Consider the following 25,085-nt stretch of genomic DNA (forward strand, 5'->3'; position numbering starts at 1 on the left):
TATAATTTGTTAATTTAGAAATCAGTGAAATTGAAAATGTTTATATTCGTACATTATTAAAATCCATCAAGATGTTTCGTATTCTTTTAACCTTGTTTTTCATTAATATATCTTTTGCTCAACAAACTGATAAAGTTGATTTTATCAAATGTGAAGCATACATATCACCAAATGAATCTCGAAAAACAATTTCAGGAAAAGTTATTTATGAATTTAGAGTAAAAAAAGCTATTGATACTATTAAAATTGAAGCTATCTATATGGTCTTTTCAGAAGTTGCCATCAATGGAAAATCAGTGAAATTCAAAAACTCAGGAAAAACATTAGATTTATTTGAAGGTTTTAAAAAAGGAAAAAACATACTGACTTTCAGCTATTCCGCAAAACCGAAACAAACTCTTTATTTTACTGGTCAAGATGAAAATTTACAAATTTGGACACAAGGACAAGGACGTTATACCAGTCATTGGTTACCAAGTTTTGATGATGTAAATGAAAAAGTAATTTTTAATATTTCTGTTGAATTTAGAAATGATTTCCCAGTGATTTCAAATGGTGCTTTTATCTCAAATAAGTACAATTCGAAAGGGAATTTAATTACTTGGAATTATCAAATGCAAAAACCAATGTCATCTTATCTAGCAATGTTAGCAATTGGAAGTTTTGCAAAGCAAACTACAACAACTAAATCAGGAACGCCTTTAGAATTTTATTTGGATAAAAACGATATTTCAAAATTTGAACCAACGTATCGCTATTCCAAACAAATGTTTGATTATTTGGAGCAAGAAATAGGAGTGAAGTATCCTTGGGGCATTTACCGACAAGTTCCAGTTCGTGATTTTTTGTATGCGGGAATGGAGAATACGACTTCAACGATTTTTGCACAAGATTTTGTGGTGGATTCAACTGGTTTTAACGATAGAAATTATGTAAACGTTAACGCACACGAGTTAGCCCATCAATGGTTTGGTGATTTGATTACGGCACAGTCTGGTAAACATCATTGGTTACAAGAAGGTTTTGCGACTTATTATGCTTTATTAGCAGAGCGTCATTTGTTTGGAGATGATTATTTCTATGAAGAATTAAACGATTATGCCGAACAGCTAAAACGCGCTTCTAAAACAGATACGATTCCGGTGATGAATGAAAAGGCGAGTTCGTTATCGTTTTACAAGAAAGGCGCTTGGGCATTGCATGTGATGCGAGAAGACATTGGAGCAAAGAATTTCCAAAAAGCAGTAAAAAAGTATTTGAAGAAATACCAATACAAAAACGTGAACACAGATGATTTCTTAAAAATTGTAAAAGAAGTTTCGGGTTATGATGTGGAAAATTTCAAAAAGGTTTGGTTAGAGAAGTATGGATTTGAAATGGAAATCGCTCAAAAATATCTATCAAAAAATAAATTCATTCAAGAGTATTTTGCTTTAAAGAAAAGTAAAAAATCATTAGCTGAATTGACAGAAATTCTAAAATCAGATGCGTATTATCCAATCAAACAATACATCCTATATCAAACGCGAAATATTCCTTTTGAAGAGCGCAAAGTCATTTTAGAAACCGCTTTAGCCACAAATGATATTTTGGTCAGAAGAGCTGTTGCCGAATCAACACCTGTGATTCCTGAAGCTTTTAAATTGCAATATGAAACGTTGTTGAATGACAATTCGTATCAAACAAAAGAAATCGCTTTAACCAATTTATGGAAGAACTTTCCTGAAGAGCGTTTACATTATTTAGAACAAACGAAGGGAATTATCGGGAATAATGATAAAAGTTTCCGCTTGACTTGGTTAGCTTTAGCAATGAATACTGAAAAGCTGCAAGAACAAGTGAAAGCTACTTCGTATAATCAATTGTTGGATTTTGCTTCAGAAGAGTATGAAAGTTCTGTTAGACAAAATGCTTTAGAATTGCTATTGCAACTAAATCCAAATGATGAAAAAGTAATTGAATTATTGTTTAAAGCAACCGTTCATCATAAATGGCAGTTTACCAAATTTGGAAGAGATAACGTTCGCCTATTACTCAAAAAACCAGAATACAGAACAATTGTTGAAGGATTAGCGACAACTTCGGATGAAAAAATGAAAGAAATGTATTTGAAATTTTTGAATGAGAAATAAAAAAATCCCGAGCTTCAAACTCGGGATTTTTTATTTAAAAAACTCTTTTCAATTCTTCTTTCAAAAAGCTAATGGCAATATTGCTTGGCGCTTCGGTTTCTGTTAGCTCAATCATAATGGCTTCTCTAAGTTTGTCTGCATCGACAACATCTTCACGAAGTGCATTTTTTCGAATCATTTGCACTGTACTGTTTTTTGCTTTCAATATGATATCCCAAGTTTCTGAGGTTAAATAAATTTGTTGCGTTAAATTATGCTCAAATTCAGTTTGAATATGGTGCGATAATAAAGTAGCATAATCATCTTTACTTTTGCTAATTGGAGCTACACGAAGTAATAACTGTGTTGGATTAATTCTTTCTAACAACAAAACCATTCGCTCATACGCTTGCAAACGAATAGGTAACGCTTGTTTTTGATTTTCTCTTAGTAATTCAAATTTACGTTTGCTTTCTTCGCTGTTATAAAATTTTTGCATCATTACAAAAGCTACACCACCAGTAATTAATGCAGGTAAGGTATAAGCAGCAATTTCTAATAATTTATCTTCGATTGTCATTTTTAAGTTGGTTTAATTTCATCGCAAATTAAGATTAAAAAATTTAATTTTCAAATTAGAATTTCAGTTGTTTGTATTAATATTAATAAGAGTTAATAACTTCTTTTGTATTAACCCTTTTGATGATGTATTTTTGTAAATTAGTTAAAAAGTTATAGTAAACTATGAAAGAAATGCAGCGATATATTAGCCAATTAAACGAAGCACAGCAAGCACCTGTTTTACAGAAAGACGGTCCCATGATTGTTATTGCGGGAGCGGGTTCTGGTAAAACTCGTGTGTTAACGGTTCGTATAGCTAATTTGATGAGTCAAGGAGTAGATGCATTTAATATTTTGGCCTTAACTTTTACCAACAAAGCCGCACGTGAAATGAAAAAACGTATTGCAGATATTGTTGGAAATAACGAAGCCAAAAACCTTTGGATGGGAACTTTTCACTCCGTTTTTGCCAAAATTTTACGTATTGAAGCTGAAAAGTTAGGTTACCCTTCTAATTTTACTATTTACGATACACAAGATTCGGTGCGATTGATAGGTGCGATTATCAAAGAAATGCAATTGGATAAGGATATTTACAAACCTAAGCAAATCTTAGGCAGAATTTCATCTTATAAAAACTCATTAATCACTGTAAAAGCTTATTTCAATAATCCCGAGTTACAAGAAGCCGATGCGATGAGTAAAAAACCGCGTATGGGCGAAATTTACCAACAATACGTTGAGCGTTGTTTTAAATCGGGAGCGATGGATTTTGATGATTTGCTATTGAAAACCAACGAATTATTGAATCGTTTTCCAGATGTGTTAGCGAAATATCAAGATAGATTTAGATACATTTTAGTAGATGAGTACCAAGATACGAATCATTCCCAATATTTGATCGTTCGTGCCTTATCCGATAGATTTCAAAACATTTGTGTAGTAGGTGATGATGCGCAAAGTATTTATGCTTTCCGTGGTGCGAACATTAACAACATTTTAAATTTCCAGAAAGATTACGAAAATGTGCAATTGTACCGATTGGAGCAAAATTATCGTTCCTCTAAAAACATTGTAGAAGCAGCAAATAACGTAATCGATAAGAATAAAACCAAGTTAGATAAAATCGTTTGGACATCCAATGATGACGGACCAAAAATAAAAGTCCACCGCAGTTTAACCGATGGGGAAGAAGGTCGTTTTGTAGCGGCAACTATTTTCGAACAGAAGATGCAAAACCAAATGCTGAACGGACAATTTGCGATTTTGTATCGTACGAATGCGCAATCTCGTGCTATGGAAGATGCGTTACGTAAGCGTGATATTCCGTACCGAATTTATGGTGGTTTGTCGTTCTACCAACGTAAGGAAATTAAAGACGTTTTAGCCTATTTACGTTTGGTGATTAATCCAAAAGACGAAGAAGCTTTAGTTCGTGTGATTAATTATCCGGCAAGAGGAATTGGTGATACAACGGTTGAGAAATTAACAGTTGCTGCCAATCATTACAAGCGTTCTATTTTTGAAGTAATGGAACACATTGATAAAATTGATTTGAAACTGAATTCGGGAACAAAAGCGAAGTTGAATGATTTTGTGACAATGATTAAAAGTTTTCAAGTCATTAATGAAAATCAAGATGCGTTTTTCTTAACCGATCATGTTACTAAGAAAACGGGATTAGTTCAAGAACTTAAGAAAGACGGAACTCCAGAAGGAATTGCGAAAATTGAAAACATAGAAGAATTATTAAACGGTATTAAAGATTTCACAGAAGGGCAAAAAGAAATTGACGGAGCCAGAGGCGCATTAGCTGAATTCCTAGAAGACGTAGCATTAGCAACCGATTTAGATAAAGATACTGGTGATGACGATAGAGTAGCGCTAATGACGATTCACTTGGCAAAAGGATTAGAGTTTCCGCACGTGTTTATTGTGGGATTAGAAGAAGACTTGTTTCCAAGTGCGATGAGTTTAAACACGCGAAGCGAATTAGAAGAAGAACGTCGTTTATTTTACGTGGCTTTAACGCGTGCCGAGCATCAAGCGTATTTGACGTATGCACAATCGCGTTACCGTTGGGGAAAATTAGTAGATAGTGAACCTTCGCGTTTTATTGAAGAAATTGATGATAAATATTTAGAATATTTGAATCCAGTTGATTCGGGTTATCGTTATAAACCGGTTATGGATATTGATGTTTTTGGTGATATTGATAAATCGAAATTAAGATTAGCAAAACCAACCGCAGGAACACCACCAAAATATTTAACGCAAGACCAACCAAGTCCAACGGCTAATATTAGAAGACTGAAACCAGTTTCAAGTAATTCAGGAAGTTCAAATGTGGTAGATGCTAATTTAAACGTTGGTAATATCGTAATGCATGAACGTTTTGGAAAAGGTCAAATTGTAAACATCGAAGGTGTAGGAGCAGACAAAAAAGCCGAAATTCGTTTTGATGTAGGTGGTTTGAAGAAATTATTGTTGCGATTTGCGAAGTTGGAAGTTATAGGATAGAAGTTTAAATTAACTTGAAACAAAAATAAGATGTCAGAAATAATTAAAATATACGAAGACAAACCCAGTGAAGCCGCAATTAAAAAAGTGGTTGAGGTTTTAAAAAATGGAGGTTTAGTCATTTATCCAACAGATACTGTTTATGGTTTAGGTTGCGATATTACCAATTCTCGTGCGTTGGAGAAAATTGCCAAAATTAAAGGCATTAAATTAGAAAAAGCCAATTTTTCTTTCGTTTGTTCTGATTTAAGTAATCTTTCTGATTATGTGAAACAAATTGACACTTCTACATTTAAAATCTTAAAGCGCGCTTTACCTGGACCATACACGTTTATTTTACCAGGAAATAACGATTTACCTAAAGAATTCAGAAAGAAGAAAACCGTTGGTATTCGTGTTCCAGATAACAATATTGCTCGTGAAATCGTAAAACTATTAGGAAATCCTATAGTTTCAACCTCAATCCACGATGAAGATGAGGTAATTGAATACTCAACCGATCCAGAATTAATCTTCGAAAAATGGAATAACAAAGTAGATTTGGTTATCGATGGTGGTTATGGAGATAATGTAGCTTCAACTATTATTGATTTAACTGGTTATGAGCCTGAAGTAATTCGTGAAGGAAAAGGGAGTTTGGATGTACTATAAAATAAAAAACGCCTCAATTAATTGAGGCGTTTTTTTATATTTCAAAGGTAAATTATTTTCCTTCTAAGTTTTTCATTTCCTTTTCTAACATATCGTAGAATTGGTCAATTTTTGGCATGATTATAATGCGAGTTCTTCTGTTTTTAGCTCTGTTAGCAGGAGAATCATTTTCTACTAAAGGAATGTAAGAACTTCTTCCTGCAGGAATTAATTGTTTTGGACTAACGCCTAACTCTTTATGTAAAACTCTTACGATTGAAGTCGCTCTTTTTACCGATAAATCCCAGTTGTCTAATAAAACTGCATTTTTAATTGGCACATTGTCGGTGTGACCTTCAACCATACATTCGAAGTCTGGTTTGCTGTTGATTACTTTAGCTACTTTAGCTAAAACACCTTTTGCTTTATCACTTACTTCGTAACTTCCTGATTTGAATAATAAATTGTCAGCAATCGAAATCATCACAACTCCTTTTTCAACATTGATGTTAATGTCCGGATCGTCAATTCCTACTTCACGTTTTAAACTTGTAACTAAAGCCAATGTTACACTGTCTTTTTTAGTTAAAGCATCCTGTAAACGTGTGATTTTTAAATCTTTTTCCTTTAAACTTTCTAAAGATTTTTCCAGATTTTCAGCACCTTTGGTAGTTAACGTAGTTAAATTACCCATGTTGTTAATTAAATCGGTATTGTTTTTCTTTAAGAAGTCAACTTGTTGTGCTAAAGCTTCTCTTTCAGTCAAACACGTATTTAATTTTACGGTTGCTGTGTTTAATAAATCTTGAATTTCTTTGTTTTTAGCTTCTAATTCCGTGTATTTCTTTTTTGAAACACAAGAACTTAATGAAATAGCAGCTACTGTGGCGAATAACATTACTCTTCTCATACGATAATTATTTTTTTACAAAATTAAATGGAAATTGTTAAAAAATAGCTTTTTTAAACCTAAACTATTGTTAAAAAAGGTCAGCAAAGACCTTGCCATTCTTGATAAAGTAACGATAAACGATGCTGTTTATTTTATAGTAATTTGATTTTTGAATTATACCTCTTTTTTTATAAAATTGATTTACAACACCATAAAAAGCAAAATGAGCCTGAATAATTGCAAAAAAATGTTTGAATTTTCCTTTCAAAACAAATTGAATTCCTGCTAATCCATCTAAACACAATCGCATAAAAATGATGGGTAACAATTGATTTTTCGGTAAATTCTTGGTTAACATCAACAATGAATTTCTGAAATTTAAAAAGGTTTTTCTTGGATTTCCTTCGTTTAATGTAGCACCACCAACGTGATACACTATTGATTTTGAAGTGTATTTTATTTTGTAGCCCAAATTAAAAGCGCGCCAACACAAATCAATTTCTTCTTGGTGGGCAAAGAAATCATCATCAAAACCGTTTAGTTTTCGGTAGACTTGTTTTCGGATAAAGAAACAAGCTCCGGTTGCCCAAAAGATTTCGATTTCATCATCATATTGATTTTTATCTTCTTCAATCGTGTCAAAAATTCTCCCACGGCAAAAAGGATAACCGAATTTATCAATAAAACCACCAGCGCCACCAGCATATTCAAAATGCGTTTTCTTTTTGAAATCTAATAATTTGGGTTGGATAATTGCTGTTTCTGGTTGCGTTTCAAAAATTTCTAAAATAGGAGCCAGCCAATTTTCAGTTACTTCAATATCGGAATTTACTAAAGCGTAATATTCTTCTTCAACAAACTTCAAGGCTTCATTATAACCTTTTGCAAAGCCAAAATTTCCTGTATTTTGAATGATTTTTACGGTTGGAAACTGGTTTTGAATCACTTCAATAGAAGTATCAGTAGAAGCATTATCGGCTACGTAAATCATAGCTTCATCAGAAAATGCAATTACCGAAGGCAAAAACTGTTCTAACAATTTCGCTCCGTTCCAATTTAATATGACTACTGCTATTTTTTTCAAGTGATTTTTTGTTTCAGGTTTCAAGTTTCAGGTTATTTGGAGTTTCAAAGAAAAAATTCTTCCATCATCCAGCTTCCATCATTTATATTCAGGAAGTTCTTTCAAGAAAACATATTTCTCATTCTCAAAATCCATTTGGCAAAAATAATGATTTAGTCCATTGGTAACCATTAAATATTTTGCTTTCAAAACTAAGTTATAACGAGCAATTTGATCAAATGTTTGTTGGGAAATAGGAACTTCTGGCGCTTTGCATTCGATAAGTAAAAATATTTCTCCATTAGGTTGAAAAACCACACCATCATATCGTTTACTTAAATCGTTAATCTTAATTAATTTTTCAACGTTAATATACGATTTTGGATACTTTTTATCTTGTAATAAAAACTGAACTACGTGTTGACGCACCCATTCTTCTGGTGTAAGAAGAATAAATTTTTTTCTAATTTCATCAAAAATAGACACTTTATTTTCACTATTTTTGAACCGAAAGGAATACGTTGGAAAATTCAATTTTTGCATAGTTCAAAATTAGTTAAATATTACAAACTGCCAACTATTTACTGACCACTGAATACTAAATTATGGACGAAGTAATTCAAATTACAAAAGATATTAAAGCCGGAAACATCAAACCCATTTATTTTTTTATGGGCGATGAACCTTATTATATTGATAAATTAACTGAATTTATTGAACAAAATATCTTGCAAGAACACGAACGCGATTTTAATCAAACGATTTTGTATGGTCGTGATGTTTCTATGGAAGATGTGGTTGGAAATGCAAAACGTTATCCAATGATGGCTGACCGTCAAGTGGTTGTAGTTAGAGAAGCACAAGAGTTGTCGCGTTATATTGATAAATTAGAATCGTATGCCGAAAACCCACAACCAACAACCGTTTTAGTTTTTGCCTACAAATACAAAACGTTAGACAAGCGTAAAAAAATAACCAAACTTTTAGATAAAGTCGGAGTAGTTTACGAAAGTAAAAAAATGTATGAAAATCAGGTTGGCGATTGGATTAAACGTGTTTTATCTGGACAAGGTTATAGCATTGAGCCTAAAGCAGCCGCTATCTTAGTAGAATTTTTAGGAACGGATTTATCTAAAATCAATAATGAATTAGAAAAACTTAAAATTATACTTCCAAAAGGACATACGTTTACACCAAAAGATATTGAAGAAAATATCGGTTTTAGTAAAGATTACAATAACTTCGAATTACGAAAGGCTATTGGTGAAAAAGACCAATTGAAAGCTTACAAAATCATTGATCATTTCTCTCAAAATCCAAAAGATAATCCAATAGTGGTTACAACCGGATTGGTGTTTGGTTTCTTTTCACAATTATTACAATATCATGGATTAAAAGATAAATCGCAGTTCAATGCGGCTAAAGTTTTAAAAGTGAGTCCGTATTTTGTTAAAGATTACGAAGTAGCATTTCGAAATTACCCAATGAAAAAAGTAAGTGCAATAGTTGCTGCTTTACGCGATATTGATGTGAAAAGTAAAGGAGTAGGTGCTTCATCTATGTCACAACACGATTTATTGAAGGAAATGTTGATTAAAATTTTCAATTAATACAAAGCATAAAAAGTTTTAAAATTTGTACCTTCGCAGTCCTAAATTTTACAAAACTTTAGTTAAAAATACTTAATTATGGGAATGAATAAAAATACAATTTTGGCTTGGGCAACTTTCATTATGATTTTAATGGGATTATTATTGATTGGCTTAGGAATTTATAGATATGCCGATGTAGCAGGTTGGGGATTTTCTGCCGTTGGTGTTGGTTTCTTTGCTATTGCTTGGGTTTTCAATGCATTAAAAGGGAGAGTGTAAAAAGTACAATGTGTAAAATTAAAAGTACAAAGTTTTAATAATCATAAATCAAACATATAGTTTATGTCAGACGATAAGAAAGTCATTTTCTCGATGCAAAAAGTAAGCAAAGCTTACCAAGGAAGTGACAAACAAGTATTAAAAAACATCTATTTGAGTTTCTTTTACGGAGCTAAAATTGGTATTTTAGGTTTAAATGGTTCAGGAAAATCTTCTTTGTTGAAGATTATTGCTGGAGTTGACAAAAACTACCAAGGAGATGTTGTTTTCGCTCCAGGATATTCAGTAGGATATTTAGAACAAGAGCCAAAATTAGACGAAACTAAAACCGTAATTGAAGTAGTTCGTGAAGGAGCAGCGGAGATTTTTGCTTTATTGGAAGAATTCAACAAAATCAACGACGATTTTGGTTTGCCAGAAGTTTATGAAGATGCGGATAAAATGCAAAAACTAATGGATCGTCAAGCAGAATTACAAGACAGAATTGATGCTTGTGGTGCTTGGGAAATCGATAATAAATTAGAAATTGCAATGGACGCACTTCGTACTCCAGATTCTGATACGCCGATTAGTGTATTATCAGGAGGAGAAAAACGTCGTGTAGCTTTATGTCGTTTATTATTACAACAACCTGATGTATTGTTATTAGATGAGCCAACCAACCACTTGGATGCGGAATCGGTACTTTGGTTAGAGCAACATTTACAACAATATGCTGGAACCGTTATCGCTGTAACGCACGATAGATATTTCTTAGATAACGTTGCGGGTTGGATTTTGGAATTGGATAGAGGAGAAGGTATTCCATGGAAAGGAAATTATTCTTCTTGGTTAGACCAAAAATCAAAACGTATGGAGCAAGAAGAAAAAGTAGCATCCAAACGTAGAAAAACATTAGAGCGTGAGTTAGATTGGGTACGTCAAGGAGCAAAAGGGCGTCAAACTAAGCAAAAAGCACGTTTACAGAACTATGATAAATTATTAAACGAAGACCAAAAAGAATTAGACGAAAAATTAGAAATCTACATTCCAAATGGACCTCGTTTAGGTACTAATGTAATTGAAGCGAAACATGTTTCAAAAGCATTTGGAGATAAATTATTATATGATGATTTAAATTTTGTACTTCCACAAGCGGGAATTGTTGGAATTATTGGTCCAAATGGTGCTGGTAAATCAACTATTTTCCGAATGATTATGGGAGAAGAAAAACCAGATTCAGGTTCATTCACAATTGGAGATACTGTTAAAATTGCTTATGTAGATCAATCACACTCTAATATTGATGTGAATAAATCCATTTGGGAAAACTTCTGCGATGGTCAAGAATTGATTATGATGGGCGGAAGACAAGTAAATTCGAGAGCGTATTTATCTCGTTTTAACTTTGGCGGAAGCGATCAAAACAAAAAAGTAGCTACTTTATCAGGTGGAGAAAGAAATAGACTTCACTTAGCCATGACATTGAAAGAAGAAGGAAACGTATTGTTGTTAGATGAGCCAACGAATGACTTGGATGTGAATACATTACGAGCTTTAGAAGAAGGTTTAGAAAATTTTGCTGGCTGTGCGGTTATTATTTCCCACGATAGATGGTTTTTAGATAGAGTTTGTACACATATCTTAGCTTTTGAAGGCGATTCACAAGTATACAGTTTTGAAGGAAGTTTTACAGAATATGAAGAAAACAAGCGCAAACGCCTTGGAAAAGATGTAACACCAACTCGTATTAAATACAAAAAATTAACACGATAAACATTTGTTATAAAATCCTGATTTAGTCAGGATTTTTTTTTATTTTAGTAGTTCTTAAAATCAATCCTATTTAAAGCAGTTACATGATAACTTACACGCGTTTTTATTTTGTTTTATTTTTCTGTTTGACTTCCATTTTGGGATTTGCACAGTCAACAAATTCAACAAAAAAAGAAGCTAAGGAATTATTGAAACAAGCAGGGCAAAGTTTTCTACAATTAGATTCTAAGAAATCTCTTGATTTTGCTCAAAAAGCACTTATTCTTGCAACAAAAAACAATGACGATTTATTGGCTTCCAAAGCATACAATCTAATTGGATTAAATTTTGAAGAATTTTCAGATTACAAAAAAGCAATTGAGTATTACAATAAAGGACTTGTTTTAGCTAACAAAGTAGACAATGATACGGTTAAAGGTTGGTTAAACAATAATTTAGGTAATGTTTATTGTTATAGAAAAATCGATTTTCAAAAAGGAATTAAGCATTATAAAGAAGGGTTAAAATATTCAATTCAACATAAAGATGAGTATGAAATTATGTTTTCAAAGTTGAATATTGGAAGTGCTTATTTTGCCGTTGAAGATTTTAGTAATGGTATTCAGTATTTTAATGACGTCAAAGATTATGTCGATAAAAATGGTGATATCGAATCGAAAATCTCGTTGAATTCAAATTTTGGTTTATACTACAATAGTTTAAATAATAACAAAAAAGCAGAAGAGTATTATTTAAAGGCAGTTAACTATTGTGAGCAGAATGATGTTGAGTTAATTAAATCTAATGCAAGTGATGTTTATAATGATATTTCAAACTTTTATTATAAAATTAAAAATTTCGAAAAAGCGCATTTCTATCTTTTAAAACACGATGAATTACAAGATAAGATTTACAATGAAGAACGTTTAAATGATGTTAAGGTAGGTGGATTACAAATAGAACACGATGAGATTAATAGAGAGATTGATAAAATTAAAAAAGAAAAAGAAATTCAACAAGAAAAATTACAGGCTAACCGTGTTTTTGTAATTCTTTTAGGTGTTATCTTTTTCATATTGTTGCTTTTATTACTTTCCTTAATTCGGAATAATAAATTTAAAGCGAAAGCGAATTCTGATTTAAAAGAAGCAAATCGAGAACTATTAATCGCTAAAGAAAAAGCAGAAGAAGCATCACAATTAAAAACGCAGTTTATTTCAACCATAAGTCACGAATTAAGAACGCCTCTTTATGGAGTAGTTGGAATTACTGATATTATTTTAGACGAACATAAAGAATTAAAAAACAGCCCGCATTTAAAATCCTTAAAATTTTCTGCTAACTATTTATTGTCATTAGTAAATGATATTTTAAAAGTTTATAAAATTGAAGAAAACCAAGTAGTTTTAGAAGATATGGTTTTCAATATTCAAGACGAATTAACGGTTATAAAAGATTCGCTTCATTTTTTGGCCATTAAAAATAATAACCAAATTTTCATTGAAGTTGATAATTCAATCCCAGAAGTTTTAGTTGGAGATAAAATACGATTGTCTCAAATTTTTATCAATTTGATGAGCAATTCCCTTAAGTTTACCGAAAATGGAAAGGTAGTTGTTAAAGCGAATTTGGTAGAAACAATTGGAACAAAATGTTATTTGAAGTTCCAAGTAACCGATAACGGAATAGGAATTGCTAAAGAAGATCAAAATAAAGTTTTTGAAAAATTTGTTCAAGTATATCGTAAAGAAGACGATTATCAAGGAACAGGATTGGGATTAACCATAGTTAAAAAGTTAGTCGAATTATTCAACGGAACCATTCAATTAGAAAGCGAAGAAGGAATAGGAACAACCATAACATTCACCTTGCCATTAGATTCTGATGTTTCTAAAGCAAAATCTATTGTTAATAATTTTGATGTAGATCTTTCGGTAAGAAGAGAATACAAAATTTTGGTGGTTGAAGACAATAAAATAAATCAAGTAGTCACAAAAAAATTACTTGAAAACAATCATTTTAAGTGTGAAATTGTAGATGATGGTTACGCGGCTCTAGAATTAGTTAGTAAAATTGATTTTGATGCCATTTTAATGGATATTAATATGCCTATCATTAATGGTTTTGAAACTTCAAAATTAATACGACAAAAAGGAATAACCATTCCAATTATTGCCGTTACAGCATTCGACAAACAAGATATTGAAGAAAAAATTATCGATGCTCAAATAGATGAAGTAATCGTAAAACCTTTTGAAAGTCATAAACTGTTTGAAACCATTAAACGATTAGTAGATAAATAAAAAAACGCTGGCTTAGTACCAACGTTTTTTGTTTTTCTTAGAAGCTTCCGACTTTCTTGACTTTGAATCTGGATTCATCTTATTTTTATTTCTTAAATCAGGTTTTGCATCTGGATTTTTAACTTCGTCTTTCCATTCATAAGGGTGATCAGAAATTAATTTGACTTTCATTCGGATTAATTTTTCAATATCCTGCCAATATGGTTTTTCATCTTTTCCACAAAATGAAATGGCTAAACCTGAATTTCCAGCACGACCTGTACGACCAATTCGGTGCACATAGGTTTCAGAAATATTTGGAATGTCAAAATTAATTACAAACGGAAGTTGTTCAATATCAATTCCTCTTGCCGCAATATCGGTAGCAACTAAGATATCGATTTCTTTATTTTTAAACTGTTCTAGAACACGTTGACGTGCATTTTGCGATTTGTCACCGTGAATAGCTTCTGCTTTTATATGAGCCTTTTTTAGCACTTTTACAATGTTATCAGCGCCGTGTTTGGTTCGGGTAAACACTAAAGCATTGCTCAAACTTTCTTGAATAATTAACTGTTTTAAAAGTAAACGTTTTTCGTCTTTGTTTACGAAATATACTTTTTGCGTTACATTTTCAGCCGTACTAGAAATTGGCGTAACCGAAATGTATTTTGGTCGTGTTAAAAAAGTATCCGCTAATTCTCTAATCGCTAAAGGCATTGTTGCCGAAAATAATAATGTTTGACGATTTTCAGGAGTTAATTTGATGATTTTCTTAACATCATTAATAAATCCCATATCCAACATTTGATCCGCTTCATCTAAAACCAAGTGATGCATGTGATTCAAATCGATAAAACCTTGTTTGTGTAAGTCTAAAAGTCTACCAGGAGTTGCGATTAAAACATCAACACCCATTTTTAACTCATTTACCTGAGGCACTTGATTTACACCACCAAAAATCACTAACGATTTTACATTGGTATATTTCCCATAGGTTTTGAAGCTTTCATCAATTTGTATGGCTAACTCTCTAGTTGGTGTAACTACTAAAGTTCTAATATGTTTTGCTTTTTTAGCCGAACCTACAATTCTGTGAATTAAATTTAAGATAGGAATGGCAAATGCACCGGTTTTTCCTGTTCCAGTTTGAGCACAGGCAACTAAATCTTGTCCTGCTAATATTTCAGGAATCGCTTGTTCTTGAATAGGAGTGGGGTTAGTGTAGCCTTCTTCTTCTAAAGCTTGTTGTATATTGTTAAATAATTTTAATTCGTTAAATGTCATAAATAATAAATTTTCCTATCAAATAAGTTTGATAAGGGTACAAAGATAGTGTTATTTTGAGGAATTTGGTTTTACCCCATTTTGGCTTTCATGAAATCAGTAATTAACGAAGCAATTAATTTACCTGTTAAATGATTGTTTTTAGAATCATCAAGAGCTGGAGCTCCTTCGCAAATATGGAAATAAGAAGCATTTTGATGTTTCCCGAAAAAGTAAGTAAAATGTCGCGCTTTGTCTACACTAAAACCACTTAATGTCATGGCACTAGAGGGAATATTTGGAATAGCATCTAAATCTAATTCCACTCCAAAAGGTTCGTTTTTAATAAAGTTAAGTGCGTTTTCTAATTCGGTTTCAAAGTTTTTCTCACGCTTTACCTCTACTTCTTCATAAGTAACATATTTAACTCTCGAAGTTAATTCTTTCAACGTATTGAAAACACTTTTTGAAACGAAGTTTTCATGTAATCCAAAAACGAAATATTTCTTTAAAAAGCCGTCTTCAAAAGCATAACTGAATCCATTTCCAGAATGTCTTCCTTCCAAGATTCTAAAATCGGTATGAGCGTCAAAATTTATAGCATTTACTGGTTTTCCTTTGGCTAAGGCTAAACCTTTTATATTTCCATAAGCATTATTATGTCCACCACCCACAATAATTGGAATTTTACCAGCATTACAAATTTGGTGTACAATATGTGAAACTTCAATATCTAATTGTTCAACTAATTTGAAGAGTTCTTTTCTATGTTCTTTGTTGTTTGCATCTAAATTTTGGGCTTTTTCTAGAAGTTCATCTACATTTAATTTGCCTAAAACTAGTAGATTACTTCCTTTACAAAACTTATTATGTTGAATATTAGCCAAACTTTGTAAAGCACTATCGTAAGCCGAAGCAGCACCAATTCTTCCTAAATTTGCTTTTACTCCAATATCTTCTGGTATTCCAAAAAGTACAAATTTAGCTTCGTTGTTGGTTATAAATTCCACAATATCAGTGTCTTTTGGGACTGTGATGATTTTTTCTCCAAATTTTATTTCGCCACTTCTGTGGTTCGTTATTTTGGCTAATTCGTTTTGGCTTAAAAGTGTAATATTCTCCATAAAATTAAAAAATGCAATCAAAAGTACTATTTTTAAATAAAATTCGTTTAAAATTTAGAAAATACTTTAAAAATTGTATTTTTGGAAAACTTAACATTAACCCAACAATACCAAAAAATGGAAAACAAATCAAATAATTCCGGATTAAAAGCTGCTGTAGTAGTCTTAGCCTTACTTTTCTTAGGAAGTGTAGGTTATATTTTTAAACTTTCTTCAGATAATAAAGAGACAGTAACTTCATTAACTACAGAGAAAAATACTTTAGCTGAAGAATTAAAAGCTAAAATTGCAGAATATGACACAATGATTGCTGATAACACGGCATTAAAAGATGAATTACAAGCTGAACAAGCTAAAATGGTAGCTTTGTTAGAGCAAGTTGAAAAATCGAAAGGTGATGCTGCAGCTATGGCAAAATACAAAAATGAATACTTCCGTTTAAAAAGAGAAATGGATAATTTAGTAGCTGAAAATAAAACATTGAAAGAACAAAACGTTGCTTTAACATCTAGTTTAGATAGTACAAAAGTAGTTTTAACAGATGCTAAGAAATTCAATGATACTTTATTAACTCAGAACGAAAGCCTAACTAAAACAGTTGAAAAAGGTTCTAAGCTAGCGGTTTTAAACTTAAAAGTTTTAGCAGTTAAACAAAAAAGTTCAGGAAAACAAATTGAAACAGACAAAGCTAGCAGAGCAGATGTTTTAAAAGTAAGTTTTTTAATTGCTGAAAATCAAATTGCTAAGACAGGTTCAAGAGAATATTATGTTCAAATTATTGACAGTAAAAGCAATATTTTAGGAGAAAAGAAAACAATCCCTGCTGGAGATAAAACGTTAACTTATAGCTTTATTTCTACTGTAAAGTATGAAAACAAAACAGTTCAAGTAAATGAAGAAGTACCTGGAAAAGATTTTGCAAAAGGAACTTACTTTGTAAATGTATTTGACAAAAATGCAGAATTAGTTTCTAAAACAAGTTTCGAATTGAAATAATCGTTTTATAAAATTTTAAAAGTCCAATGAGAGTAATTTCATTGGACTTTTTTATAGATATTTTGATAAATAACTTCCAAATCCAACTGCTGAAACAGTTAAAATAATAGAAGTTGCCATATAAATATAAGCTGTAATTTGGTTGTTGTTTTGAAGTAAATTGTAGTTTTCCAAAGCAAAACTTGAAAAAGTAGTAAAACCTCCACAAAAACCAACAATCAATAAAAACTTTAACGGATGGTTTTCTGGGAAGTATTTTCCTAAATAACCGATGAATAAACCAATAAGTAAACTTCCTAAAATATTCACTAAAAAGGTACTTAAAGGAAACGAACTTTGAAAATATTTAGAAGTTAACCAATGAGTCAAGTATCTAAGAACACTTCCCATGGCGCCTCCAATTCCAACAAGTAAAAGAGTTTTAATCATATTAAATAAATTTACCTTCTATCATTACCTTATCAATTAAATTTGTTCCAAAAGCATAAGGCAATTGGTAAAAACTCATGATTGGTTTTGTGATGATGAGATTTGCTTTTTTCCCTTTTGTTATGCTTCCGTGCGTTTTTGAAATTCCCATCGCGTAAGCACCATTTATTGTAGCTGCGTTGATGGCTTCTTCCGGAGTCATTTTCATTTTGATGCAAGCCGTTGCCACTACAAAATTCATATTTCCTGATGGAGTAGTGCCAGGGTTATAATCGGTAGCCAAAGCTAATGGTAAACCTGCATTCATCATTTTTCTTGCTGGAGTATAAGGAATACTAATAAAATAGGAACAACTTGGTAAAGCCACTGGCATGGTTTTGCTGTTATTCAATACTTCAATATCTTCATCAGTTACAATTTCTAAATGATCAACAGATAATGCACCATTTTCAACGCAAGCTTTAATTCCGTCGATTGCGGTGAATTGGTTGACGTGAATTTTTGGTTCTAATCCATACTTTCTACCAGCTTCCATAATTTTAATGGTTTCTTCTACTGAAAAATAACCAGTTTCAAGGAATGCATCAATGTAGTCAGCTAAATTTTCGGAAGCAATTTTGGGTAACATTTCATTAATAATCAAATCGATGTAGGCTGAATGATTTTCTTTGTATTCCATTGGAAAAGCATGAGCGCCAAGAAATGTAGCTTTTATAGCAATCGGATAATTTTCTTTTAAACGTTTGATAACGCGCAACATTTTCAATTCGCCTTTCACAGTTAATCCATAACCTGATTTAATTTCTACCGCACCCGTTCCTTGTTGTATGACTTCTTCTAAACGTAATTTTGATTGCTCATAAATTTCATCTTCTGAAGTTTCGTTTAGTTTTTTAGCCGAATTTAAAATTCCGCCACCACGATTGGCTATTTCCTCGTATGACAAGCCATTAATTCTATCTACAAATTCCTGAATTCTATTTCCAGCATACACAATGTGTGTGTGACTATCTACCCACGTTGGTAAAATTACTTGTCCGGTTGCATCAATAATTTTCGCATCAGAAAGTTTTGGACAATTATCCATTGAACCAAAATCGGAAATGATATTATTTTCAATTAAAAGATAAGCATTATCAATTTTAGGCAATATTGCCATATCGGTTCCAGAAATTTTATCAATTTCAACTTCTCTAATTTGTAATAGTTCTTTTATGTTGATGAATAACGTTTGCATTGAAAATAAATTTTCGTAAAAATACTTCTCATTTTTAAAAACTCCTATCTTTATATAAAATTTGTTTGTTTTGAGAAAAATTAAATACAAGAAAGGAAGAAAAGTTCATCCAAGCACTTTGGAATATACAGGTATTCATAAAGATACACCAACAGAAATGCAAATGTTTGTTTATAATACAGATGACGTTATAGAATTTCAACAATGTGAACCTCATGACTTAGATGCCAATATTGATGCTTTAAAAGTGAATTGGATTAACATTCATGGTTTAAATAATCATACATTTATTGAAAAAGTAGGAGCTAAGTTTGAAGCAGATTATTTTATTATAAGTGATATTTTAAATACTACAAAGCGAACAAGAATTGAAGAATATCATAATATTTTATTTTTTAATGTTAAATCGCTATTACCTCAAAAAAAGTCAGATAATATTAGTGTAGAGCAAATTAGTTTTTTATTAAAGGATAATGTTTTGTTATCTTTTCAAGAAAAAAGAAGCGATTTTTTTACACACATTAGAGAACGAATTAGAACAAATTCTGGAGTCGTACGAACAAAAAAAGCAGACTATTTATTGTATTTGTTATTAGATGCGATAATTGAAAATTTTTATATTACCATTGAAAGTGAAGAAAATAAAGTGGATGATTTAATTGATTTGTCAAAGAAAAATACGAATCCAGAAGTTTTAGAATTGATTGAAAAACATCGGGATAATTTCAATTTTTTAAAACGTTCGATTATTCCATTACGCGATTCTTTGTATTCTATCAAAAGCATTAAAGATGATAATGTTTTCAATGATATTCAGCATGAAAATTTTACGTTTTTCTCACGATTACACCAAAAATGTTTAGAATTATTAGAACAAATAGATTCTGATTTAATTACTTTAGATAGTACATCAAATTATTTTTTCTCAGCTCAGAACCATAAAATGAATCAGGTTATGAAGACTTTAACGGTGGTTTCGATGTTCTTTTTACCTTTAACTTTTATCGTTGGGGTTTATGGTCAGAACTTTAAAAACTTACCTGAGTTAGAGTGGGAGTATGGCTATTTTATTATTTGGGGAATAATGTTAGCAGTTGTTGCGGTAATGTTTATATATTTTAAAATCAAAAAGTGGTTTTAGGGTAAAAATAATAGCAATTATATTGTCAAAAATAAATATTCCTATTATCTTTGACAAGAATTCATAAATTCCGGAAAATATTATGTTTGAATTTCAACAGTACCTAGGTTTTTTACTTTTCTTAACCATATTAACTATTGGTTTTTGGTTGATGATATTCTTAGTAGGATTTGTTCACTATTGGTTGGGCGGAGCTATCATGGAATTGATTAAAGAGAAAAGAGCTAAAAGACAAGCTGAATTAGAAGGATAAATTTCTTTTAATTTTTAAAATAAAAAGTCCCGATTTAATCGGGACTTTTTTTATTTGTAATGGTTTTGGAAATTATGGTCTTCCCATAAAATCTCCTTCACCACCATTATCTTCTCTTCTAGGTTGTCTTTCTTTTTCGTTTTTCTGTTTGTTAAAACGGTATGTAAAAGTTACCATAACTTGTCTTACTCTCCATTGCATTTCGCTGTAAGAGTTTACCACGTTTGGAATATTAGTTTCCATAATTCTTTTTCTTGAATTGAAAACATCGCTCACATTTAATGAAATACTTGCTTTGTCTTTTAAAACATCCTTACTAAACGCTAAATTCATTGAAGCAACACCTAGTGATTTTCCTTGAGCGTTTGATTGTGGAGCATTGTAAGTAGCATTTGTTTGCCAATCGATTTTGTAAGGAAGTGTAATTTTTGATGAAATTCTTGCAAACCAAGTTAAAGCTACATTATCAAAATTTTGATTAATAGTATTTCCTAAATAATCTACATAAGAATAGTCACCTTGAGTTTCATTTCTAAAAGCATTAAAGTTACCATTTAGTCTCCACCATTTGTAAGGTGTATAGTTTAAATTAAATTCAAAACCAGTTCTGTATTCTTTTGATAAGTTAATAGGCGTACTTAAAATTACAGGAACTCCTTCAACGAATAATCCTGATTCTTTTCTAATGAATTGAAAAGCATCATTTGTGATATTGATATAAGCTGAAGTATTAAATGTTAACTTTTTCCATTTTTTAAGGTAACCTAAGTCAATAGCATCTGTGTAGGATGGATTAATATCTGGGTTACCTTGGAAGATATTAATGTTACTTGATAAAGATGAAACAGGATTTAAGAAACGTCCTCTAGGACGGTTAATTCTTTTACTGTAACTTAAACTAACTGAACTCGATTCAGAAAATTCGTAATTAAAAGTAGCTGATGGGAATAAGTTGTTGTATTTTTTAGTGTTGTAATCGTTTAATGATAATGAATTTACTTCAATGTGGCTGTCTTCAAAGCGCAAACCAAAGAAGTAAGAGAATTTATTAATTTTAGAACCGTATTGAGTATAAAGTGCATTTACATTTTCTACATATTCTAATGTGTTAGAAAAGTCGGAAACAGGAGTAACCACAAAATCAGTTAAGTTCTTTTGAAAACTTCCTCTATAACCTGCTTCAAAACGGCCGTTTTTACCAATTGGTAAAACATAGTCGGTTTGAATCAAATTTCTTTGTTGTTTGTTTTTATTTGATGTTCCTTGAGTTGTTAAAGAAGCAGGATCATCTAAAATTTGATCATAAATAGTTGCAAATTCATTTTCTCTGTTTTGAGATGTAGCAAAATCAACTGTTAATTTATGGTCGTCTTTCTTGAATTTTTTAGTAAAGTTTGAAGAGTATTCGATACTGAATTCATCACTTTTTTGATCGTTTAAACGATTTCTTACAAAGGTTGGATTATTTGAAGCATCAAAATTGTAAAAGAAAACATTATCTGGATTTTTTCCGTTATTTTCTCTAAATGTTAACGCATTGGTCCAAGTTAATGATTTTGATAAATTTAAATCAATACCAAAGTTAGCATTGTAACCTTCACTTAATCTTTCATTTGTTCTTCTTTCTTTAATAAAACGACTCGTTGAACCATCTGCATTAAAGTATTCGGCGTCAACTAAAGAATTTCCTGGATTATTTCTATAATTATATCCTATGTTAGAAAATAAATTATAATCATCACTTTTCTTATTTAAATTAATGCTGGTTCCATAAGTTTCAGGATCACCTGCATTTACCATTACAGAACCATTAACACCATTTGCTTTTCCTTTTCTTAAAACAATATTAATGATACCGCCACCGCCTTCTGCATCATAACGTGCTGATGGATTAGTAATAACTTCTACTTTTTCAACAGCATCGGCTGGTAAAAGTTTTAAGGCATCTGCAATATTTATTCCAGCTAAACCAGAAGGTTTTCCGTCAATTAATATTTTTACATTTTCATTACCTCTTAAAGCTACAGTTCCTTCAGCATCAACAGTTACAGATGGTACATTGTCTAATACATCGCTTACAGTTCCACCTTTTACCATCATATCTTTCCCTACGTTGTAAACCCTTTTATCAAGTTTAATTTCAACTGTAGATTTTTCGGCAACAACTTCAATTTCATTTAATTGTGCTACATCGGCTTCCATTTGAATTGTGCCTAAGTTGGAGTCAGCATTAAATACTTTTTGTGGAATTGTTACCGTTTTAAACGAAATAAATTCAGCTCTAACATTGTAATTCCCTGCAATTACTTCAAATTTAAAAACACCATTTTCATCGGTAATACCACCAGAAAGTTGTTTAGTTGTACTATTTTCGAATACAATTGTAGCGTATTCTAGAGGAAGATTAGTTCCTTTTTCAATGACCTTACCAGAAACAGTAATTTTTTTTCCTTCAGGACGCTGTGCAAAAGCAGTTAGACTTAAGAATAATGTTAAGGCAACAGTAAGAATTTTCTTGTTCATAATATATTTTTTCAAATAAGACTGCAAAAGTAACTTTTGGTTTAGCCTTAGTTTCCTAAATCTTTGTTAAAACTACTAGAGGATTTCGTTAATCTTTTCTTTTGGTCTTGCAATAACTGCTTTATTACCATTAACAATGATTGGACGTTCAATTAATTTTGGATTTTGGAGCATAGCTTCAATGATTTGAGTATCACTTAAATCTTTCCCTTTATAGTTTTCAATCCAAATACTTTCTTTGGTTCTAACAAGTTCTATAGGTTTGATATTCAGTTTTTTGATTACTTCTTTTAGTTCTTTTTCTGTAAAAGGTTCATCAAGGTATTTTCTAATTTCAAAAGGTTGATTTAAGTTTTCGATTTCGCACAAACCTTCTCTCGATTTAGTACATCTTGGATTATGGTAAATAGTTATCATGTTTTCTTTTTCACAAAGAAATAAAAAATAGTACTTTAGTAGCAAACTTAATTCGTTTAAAAGTTATGTATATCGAACAATTAAAATTTAAAAAAGTTAACTTATTTTCTTATTTGCCAATTCCTTTGGGTTTTATTTTATTGATGCTTTTCAATTTTCTTATGTCTGAAGGTGTAGATACTAATGAGGTTATTCAACAGACTATCAAAATGATAGGTGTAAATTTAACTTTTGTAGCACTTGTAGGACCTTTGGCATTTGGATTATTGATTGTTTTATTTTGGGTCAAATTCGTTCAAGGACAATCAATAACTAGTTTGACAACTTCACGTAAAAAAATCGATTGGAAACGCGTTTTTTTCTCTTTCTTCCTATGGGGAAGCGTTACTACTTTAATGATTTTAGCGCTTTATTTTACCCAACCTGAGAATTTTGTTTGGAATTTTAATCCTGAGAAATTTTTTATTTTTCTTGTGTTAGCCGTTGTTTTAGTTCCAATGCAAACTAGTTTTGAAGAGTATCTTTTTAGAGGTCATATGATGCAAGGAATTGGTTTAGCAACAAATAGCAGATTAATTCCTTTAATTATTACATCTGTGTTGTTTGGTTTAATGCACATTGCTAATCCTGAAGTTGAAAAAATAGGTTATATCATTATGTTATATTATATTGGAACTGGTTTTTTCTTAGGGATTATGACTTTAATGGACGAAGGTCTTGAATTAGCTTTAGGATTTCACGCGGCTAATAATTTGGTTGGAGCTTTATTACTAACAGCAGATTGGACGGCATTTCAAACCAATTCTATTTTAAAAGATTTGTCAGAACCATCAGCTGGCTTCGATGTTTTAACTCCAGTTTTTGTAATATTTCCAATCTTACTTTTAATTTTTTCCAAAGTTTATGGTTGGAACAATTGGAAAGAAAAATTGACAGGAAAATTAATAGAAAATAACAAAGAAATTGATTTCGATGATTCCAAATTATAGAAGTATACACAATAGATTTAAAATTAATAATTTTCATTTTGATAAAGAAGCTCTTTATCAATTAGCCTATACTTTAATAAAAGAAGGTAAAGATTATGAAAATGATTTAGGTGTTTTTTTATTGGATTGGTTGGATGATAAAGAAACAATTCAGTTGACTACTTCAGGAACCACAGGAGCACCTAAAGTTATTACAATCAAGAAGCAATCAATGGTTCATTCTGCTATTGCAACAGGAAATTTTTTCAATTTACATCCTCAAGACAAAGCGTTACTGTGTTTACCTGCTAGATATATTGCAGGAAAAATGATGATTGTTCGTGCTATGATGCTTGGTTTAGAGTTAGATATTATGGCTCCGAGTTCGCACTTAGATGATTTATTGCCTCATAAGAATTATGACTTTGTTGCTATTGTTCCTCTTCAAGCTGAAAATAGTTTAGATAAATTACATCAATTTAAAAAGATAATAATTGGTGGTGCAAAAGTTTCAGATGATTTAGCAACTAAGCTAAAAGAAATTAAATCAGCTATTTATGAAACTTACGGAATGACCGAAACGATTACTCATATTGCAGCAAAAAAAATAGGTGAGGCGTATTTTAATGTTTTAGAACATGTTTCCATTTCAATAGATGAGAGAAATTGTTTAGTAATTGATGCACCAAGTATTTCAGAAGAAAAAGTAATAACTAACGACATTGTTGAAATTTTAAATGAGAGACAATTCAAATGGCTTGGTCGTTATGATAATGTTATTAATAGTGGAGGAATTAAATTATTTCCTGAACAAATAGAGACAAAGTTAGCTTCAAAAATTCAAAATAGATTTTTTATTACTAGTCAACCTGACGCTGTTTTAGGTTCAAAAGTAGTCCTAGTTCTTGAAGGTGAAAAAAGAGACATTGATTCGTCTATTTTTAATTCTTTAGAAAAATTTGAAAGACCAAGAGAAATCTTATTTGTTACTCAATTTGTAGAAACAGAAACAAAAAAAGTGAATCGAAATCAAACATTGAAAAATAAAGGTTGTATAAATTAAGCCT

General features: G+C 31.1%; 22 protein-coding genes. 12 read left to right on the plus strand and 10 right to left on the minus strand.

The annotated features are described in order from the left end of the window. Window positions 1–71: 71 nt before the first annotated feature. A complete protein-coding gene (locus BP92_RS0108785; protein WP_035693186.1) occupies window positions 72–2,132 on the plus strand; it encodes a M1 family metallopeptidase in 2,061 nt (686 codons plus the stop codon). Window positions 2,133–2,166: 34 nt separating this feature from the next. On the opposite strand, the gene BP92_RS0108790 is transcribed toward BP92_RS0108785, so the two are convergent. Next, window positions 2,167–2,691 carry a DUF7935 family protein gene (locus BP92_RS0108790; RefSeq protein ID WP_026725725.1) on the minus strand — a complete coding sequence of 175 codons (525 nt, stop codon included), beginning with the start codon at window positions 2,689–2,691 and terminating at the stop codon, window positions 2,167–2,169. Window positions 2,692–2,864: 173 nt separating this feature from the next. On the opposite strand from BP92_RS0108790, the gene BP92_RS0108795 reads away from it, so the two are divergent. Both BP92_RS0108795 and BP92_RS0108800 read left to right on the plus strand, forming a co-directional pair. Beyond that, the gene (locus tag BP92_RS0108795; protein ID WP_026725726.1) at window positions 2,865–5,192 is read left to right on the plus strand and encodes an ATP-dependent helicase; all 2,328 of its coding nucleotides are present in this window, start codon (window positions 2,865–2,867) and stop codon (window positions 5,190–5,192) included. Window positions 5,193–5,222: 30 nt separating this feature from the next. Further along, window positions 5,223–5,843, plus strand: a complete 621-nt coding sequence (locus BP92_RS0108800; protein WP_026725727.1) for an L-threonylcarbamoyladenylate synthase — start codon at window positions 5,223–5,225, stop codon at window positions 5,841–5,843. 52 nt (window positions 5,844–5,895) lie between these two features. Here the strand turns inward: BP92_RS0108800 and BP92_RS0108805 are convergent, their stop codons facing one another. The 3 genes from BP92_RS0108805 to BP92_RS0108815 form a co-directional block, all read right to left on the minus strand. Beyond that, complete coding sequence (locus tag BP92_RS0108805) at window positions 5,896–6,732, minus strand: OmpA/MotB family protein (RefSeq protein WP_026725728.1); 837 nt, start codon at window positions 6,730–6,732, stop codon at window positions 5,896–5,898. Window positions 6,733–6,802: 70 nt separating this feature from the next. Continuing rightward, the gene (locus tag BP92_RS0108810) at window positions 6,803–7,798 is read right to left on the minus strand and encodes a glycosyltransferase family 2 protein (protein ID WP_026725729.1); all 996 of its coding nucleotides are present in this window, start codon (window positions 7,796–7,798) and stop codon (window positions 6,803–6,805) included. A 78-nt stretch (window positions 7,799–7,876) separates the two neighbouring features. Next, window positions 7,877–8,320 carry a type I restriction enzyme HsdR N-terminal domain-containing protein gene (locus BP92_RS0108815; protein ID WP_026725730.1) on the minus strand — a complete coding sequence of 148 codons (444 nt, stop codon included), beginning with the start codon at window positions 8,318–8,320 and terminating at the stop codon, window positions 7,877–7,879. A 62-nt stretch (window positions 8,321–8,382) separates the two neighbouring features. Between BP92_RS0108815 and holA the strand changes: the two genes are divergently transcribed. From holA to BP92_RS0108835, 4 genes are all read left to right on the plus strand, one after another. After that, window positions 8,383–9,387 carry a DNA polymerase III subunit delta gene (gene holA / locus BP92_RS0108820; RefSeq protein ID WP_026725731.1) on the plus strand — a complete coding sequence of 335 codons (1,005 nt, stop codon included), beginning with the start codon at window positions 8,383–8,385 and terminating at the stop codon, window positions 9,385–9,387. A gap of 78 nt (window positions 9,388–9,465) precedes the next feature. After that, the gene (locus BP92_RS0108825; protein WP_026725732.1) at window positions 9,466–9,648 is read left to right on the plus strand and encodes a CAL67264 family membrane protein; all 183 of its coding nucleotides are present in this window, start codon (window positions 9,466–9,468) and stop codon (window positions 9,646–9,648) included. A gap of 63 nt (window positions 9,649–9,711) precedes the next feature. Further along, complete coding sequence (ettA, locus tag BP92_RS0108830) at window positions 9,712–11,403, plus strand: energy-dependent translational throttle protein EttA (RefSeq protein WP_026725733.1); 1,692 nt, start codon at window positions 9,712–9,714, stop codon at window positions 11,401–11,403. A gap of 83 nt (window positions 11,404–11,486) precedes the next feature. Further along, a complete protein-coding gene (locus tag BP92_RS0108835) occupies window positions 11,487–13,685 on the plus strand; it encodes an ATP-binding response regulator (protein ID WP_026725734.1) in 2,199 nt (732 codons plus the stop codon). Window positions 13,686–13,697: 12 nt separating this feature from the next. Here BP92_RS0108835 and BP92_RS0108840 read toward each other — a convergent pair whose 3' ends face one another. Beyond that, window positions 13,698–14,951 carry a DEAD/DEAH box helicase gene (locus tag BP92_RS0108840; protein ID WP_026725735.1) on the minus strand — a complete coding sequence of 418 codons (1,254 nt, stop codon included), beginning with the start codon at window positions 14,949–14,951 and terminating at the stop codon, window positions 13,698–13,700. Window positions 14,952–15,022: 71 nt separating this feature from the next. Beyond that, window positions 15,023–16,054: a formimidoylglutamase gene (locus BP92_RS0108845; RefSeq protein WP_026725736.1), complete on the minus strand. Its 1,032-nt coding sequence runs from the start codon at window positions 16,052–16,054 to the stop codon at window positions 15,023–15,025. 117 nt (window positions 16,055–16,171) lie between these two features. On the opposite strand from BP92_RS0108845, the gene BP92_RS0108855 reads away from it, so the two are divergent. After that, on the plus strand, window positions 16,172–17,050 hold the full coding sequence (locus BP92_RS0108855; protein ID WP_026725737.1) for a coiled-coil domain-containing protein: 879 nt from the start codon (window positions 16,172–16,174) through the stop codon (window positions 17,048–17,050). 51 nt (window positions 17,051–17,101) lie between these two features. On the opposite strand, the gene crcB is transcribed toward BP92_RS0108855, so the two are convergent. Together crcB and hutI are read right to left on the minus strand one after the other, a co-directional pair. Continuing rightward, window positions 17,102–17,479 carry a fluoride efflux transporter CrcB gene (crcB, locus tag BP92_RS0108860; RefSeq protein WP_026725738.1) on the minus strand — a complete coding sequence of 126 codons (378 nt, stop codon included), beginning with the start codon at window positions 17,477–17,479 and terminating at the stop codon, window positions 17,102–17,104. Window position 17,480: 1 nt separating this feature from the next. Then, a complete protein-coding gene (gene hutI, locus BP92_RS0108865; RefSeq protein WP_026725739.1) occupies window positions 17,481–18,716 on the minus strand; it encodes an imidazolonepropionase in 1,236 nt (411 codons plus the stop codon). 70 nt (window positions 18,717–18,786) lie between these two features. On the opposite strand from hutI, the gene corA reads away from it, so the two are divergent. Beyond that, window positions 18,787–19,857, plus strand: a complete 1,071-nt coding sequence (gene corA / locus BP92_RS0108870; RefSeq protein ID WP_026725740.1) for a magnesium/cobalt transporter CorA — start codon at window positions 18,787–18,789, stop codon at window positions 19,855–19,857. An 82-nt stretch (window positions 19,858–19,939) separates the two neighbouring features. Beyond that, on the plus strand, window positions 19,940–20,110 hold the full coding sequence (locus tag BP92_RS17215) for a hypothetical protein (protein ID WP_008258162.1): 171 nt from the start codon (window positions 19,940–19,942) through the stop codon (window positions 20,108–20,110). A 72-nt stretch (window positions 20,111–20,182) separates the two neighbouring features. Here BP92_RS17215 and BP92_RS0108880 read toward each other — a convergent pair whose 3' ends face one another. Further along, entirely contained in the window at window positions 20,183–22,633 is a 2,451-nt protein-coding gene (locus BP92_RS0108880; RefSeq protein ID WP_026725741.1) for a TonB-dependent receptor domain-containing protein, read from the minus strand. 75 nt (window positions 22,634–22,708) lie between these two features. After that, window positions 22,709–23,050, minus strand: a complete 342-nt coding sequence (gene arsC / locus BP92_RS0108885) for an arsenate reductase (glutaredoxin) (protein ID WP_026725742.1) — start codon at window positions 23,048–23,050, stop codon at window positions 22,709–22,711. Between the two features lie 65 nt (window positions 23,051–23,115). On the opposite strand from arsC, the gene BP92_RS16040 reads away from it, so the two are divergent. Together BP92_RS16040 and BP92_RS0108895 are read left to right on the plus strand one after the other, a co-directional pair. Continuing rightward, window positions 23,116–24,039 (plus strand): CPBP family intramembrane glutamic endopeptidase, encoded by a 924-nt coding sequence (locus BP92_RS16040; RefSeq protein ID WP_035693190.1) that lies wholly within the window; start codon window positions 23,116–23,118, stop codon window positions 24,037–24,039. Further along, the gene (locus BP92_RS0108895; protein ID WP_035693192.1) at window positions 24,023–25,081 is read left to right on the plus strand and encodes an AMP-binding protein; all 1,059 of its coding nucleotides are present in this window, start codon (window positions 24,023–24,025) and stop codon (window positions 25,079–25,081) included. The genes BP92_RS16040 and BP92_RS0108895 overlap by 17 nt, the downstream gene beginning before the upstream one ends. Window positions 25,082–25,085 lie beyond the last annotated feature (4 nt).

Origin of the sequence: Flavobacterium sasangense DSM 21067 (genome assembly GCF_000686885.1) — a bacterium.
GTDB lineage: Bacteria > Bacteroidota > Bacteroidia > Flavobacteriales > Flavobacteriaceae > Flavobacterium > Flavobacterium sasangense.

Bases quoted from the DNA above. Each gene is read 5' to 3' on its own strand.
- BP92_RS0108785 (WP_035693186.1), top strand. From the start codon at position 72: ATGTTTCGTATTCTTTTAACCTTGTTTTTCATTAATATATCTTTTGCT.
- BP92_RS0108790 (WP_026725725.1), bottom strand. From the start codon at position 2,691: ATGACAATCGAAGATAAATTATTAGAAATTGCTGCTTATACCTTACCT.
- BP92_RS0108795 (WP_026725726.1), top strand. From the start codon at position 2,865: ATGCAGCGATATATTAGCCAATTAAACGAAGCACAGCAAGCACCTGTT.
- BP92_RS0108800 (WP_026725727.1), top strand. From the start codon at position 5,223: ATGTCAGAAATAATTAAAATATACGAAGACAAACCCAGTGAAGCCGCA.
- BP92_RS0108805 (WP_026725728.1), bottom strand. From the start codon at position 6,732: ATGAGAAGAGTAATGTTATTCGCCACAGTAGCTGCTATTTCATTAAGT.
- BP92_RS0108815 (WP_026725730.1), bottom strand. From the start codon at position 8,320: ATGCAAAAATTGAATTTTCCAACGTATTCCTTTCGGTTCAAAAATAGT.
- holA (WP_026725731.1), top strand. From the start codon at position 8,383: ATGGACGAAGTAATTCAAATTACAAAAGATATTAAAGCCGGAAACATC.
- BP92_RS0108825 (WP_026725732.1), top strand. From the start codon at position 9,466: ATGGGAATGAATAAAAATACAATTTTGGCTTGGGCAACTTTCATTATG.
- ettA (WP_026725733.1), top strand. From the start codon at position 9,712: ATGTCAGACGATAAGAAAGTCATTTTCTCGATGCAAAAAGTAAGCAAA.
- BP92_RS0108835 (WP_026725734.1), top strand. From the start codon at position 11,487: ATGATAACTTACACGCGTTTTTATTTTGTTTTATTTTTCTGTTTGACT.
- BP92_RS0108840 (WP_026725735.1), bottom strand. From the start codon at position 14,951: ATGACATTTAACGAATTAAAATTATTTAACAATATACAACAAGCTTTA.
- BP92_RS0108845 (WP_026725736.1), bottom strand. From the start codon at position 16,054: ATGGAGAATATTACACTTTTAAGCCAAAACGAATTAGCCAAAATAACG.
- BP92_RS0108855 (WP_026725737.1), top strand. From the start codon at position 16,172: ATGGAAAACAAATCAAATAATTCCGGATTAAAAGCTGCTGTAGTAGTC.
- crcB (WP_026725738.1), bottom strand. From the start codon at position 17,479: ATGATTAAAACTCTTTTACTTGTTGGAATTGGAGGCGCCATGGGAAGT.
- hutI (WP_026725739.1), bottom strand. From the start codon at position 18,716: ATGCAAACGTTATTCATCAACATAAAAGAACTATTACAAATTAGAGAA.
- BP92_RS17215 (WP_008258162.1), top strand. From the start codon at position 19,940: ATGTTTGAATTTCAACAGTACCTAGGTTTTTTACTTTTCTTAACCATA.
- BP92_RS0108880 (WP_026725741.1), bottom strand. From the start codon at position 22,633: ATGAACAAGAAAATTCTTACTGTTGCCTTAACATTATTCTTAAGTCTA.
- arsC (WP_026725742.1), bottom strand. From the start codon at position 23,050: ATGATAACTATTTACCATAATCCAAGATGTACTAAATCGAGAGAAGGT.
- BP92_RS16040 (WP_035693190.1), top strand. From the start codon at position 23,116: ATGTATATCGAACAATTAAAATTTAAAAAAGTTAACTTATTTTCTTAT.
- BP92_RS0108895 (WP_035693192.1), top strand. From the start codon at position 24,023: ATGATTCCAAATTATAGAAGTATACACAATAGATTTAAAATTAATAAT.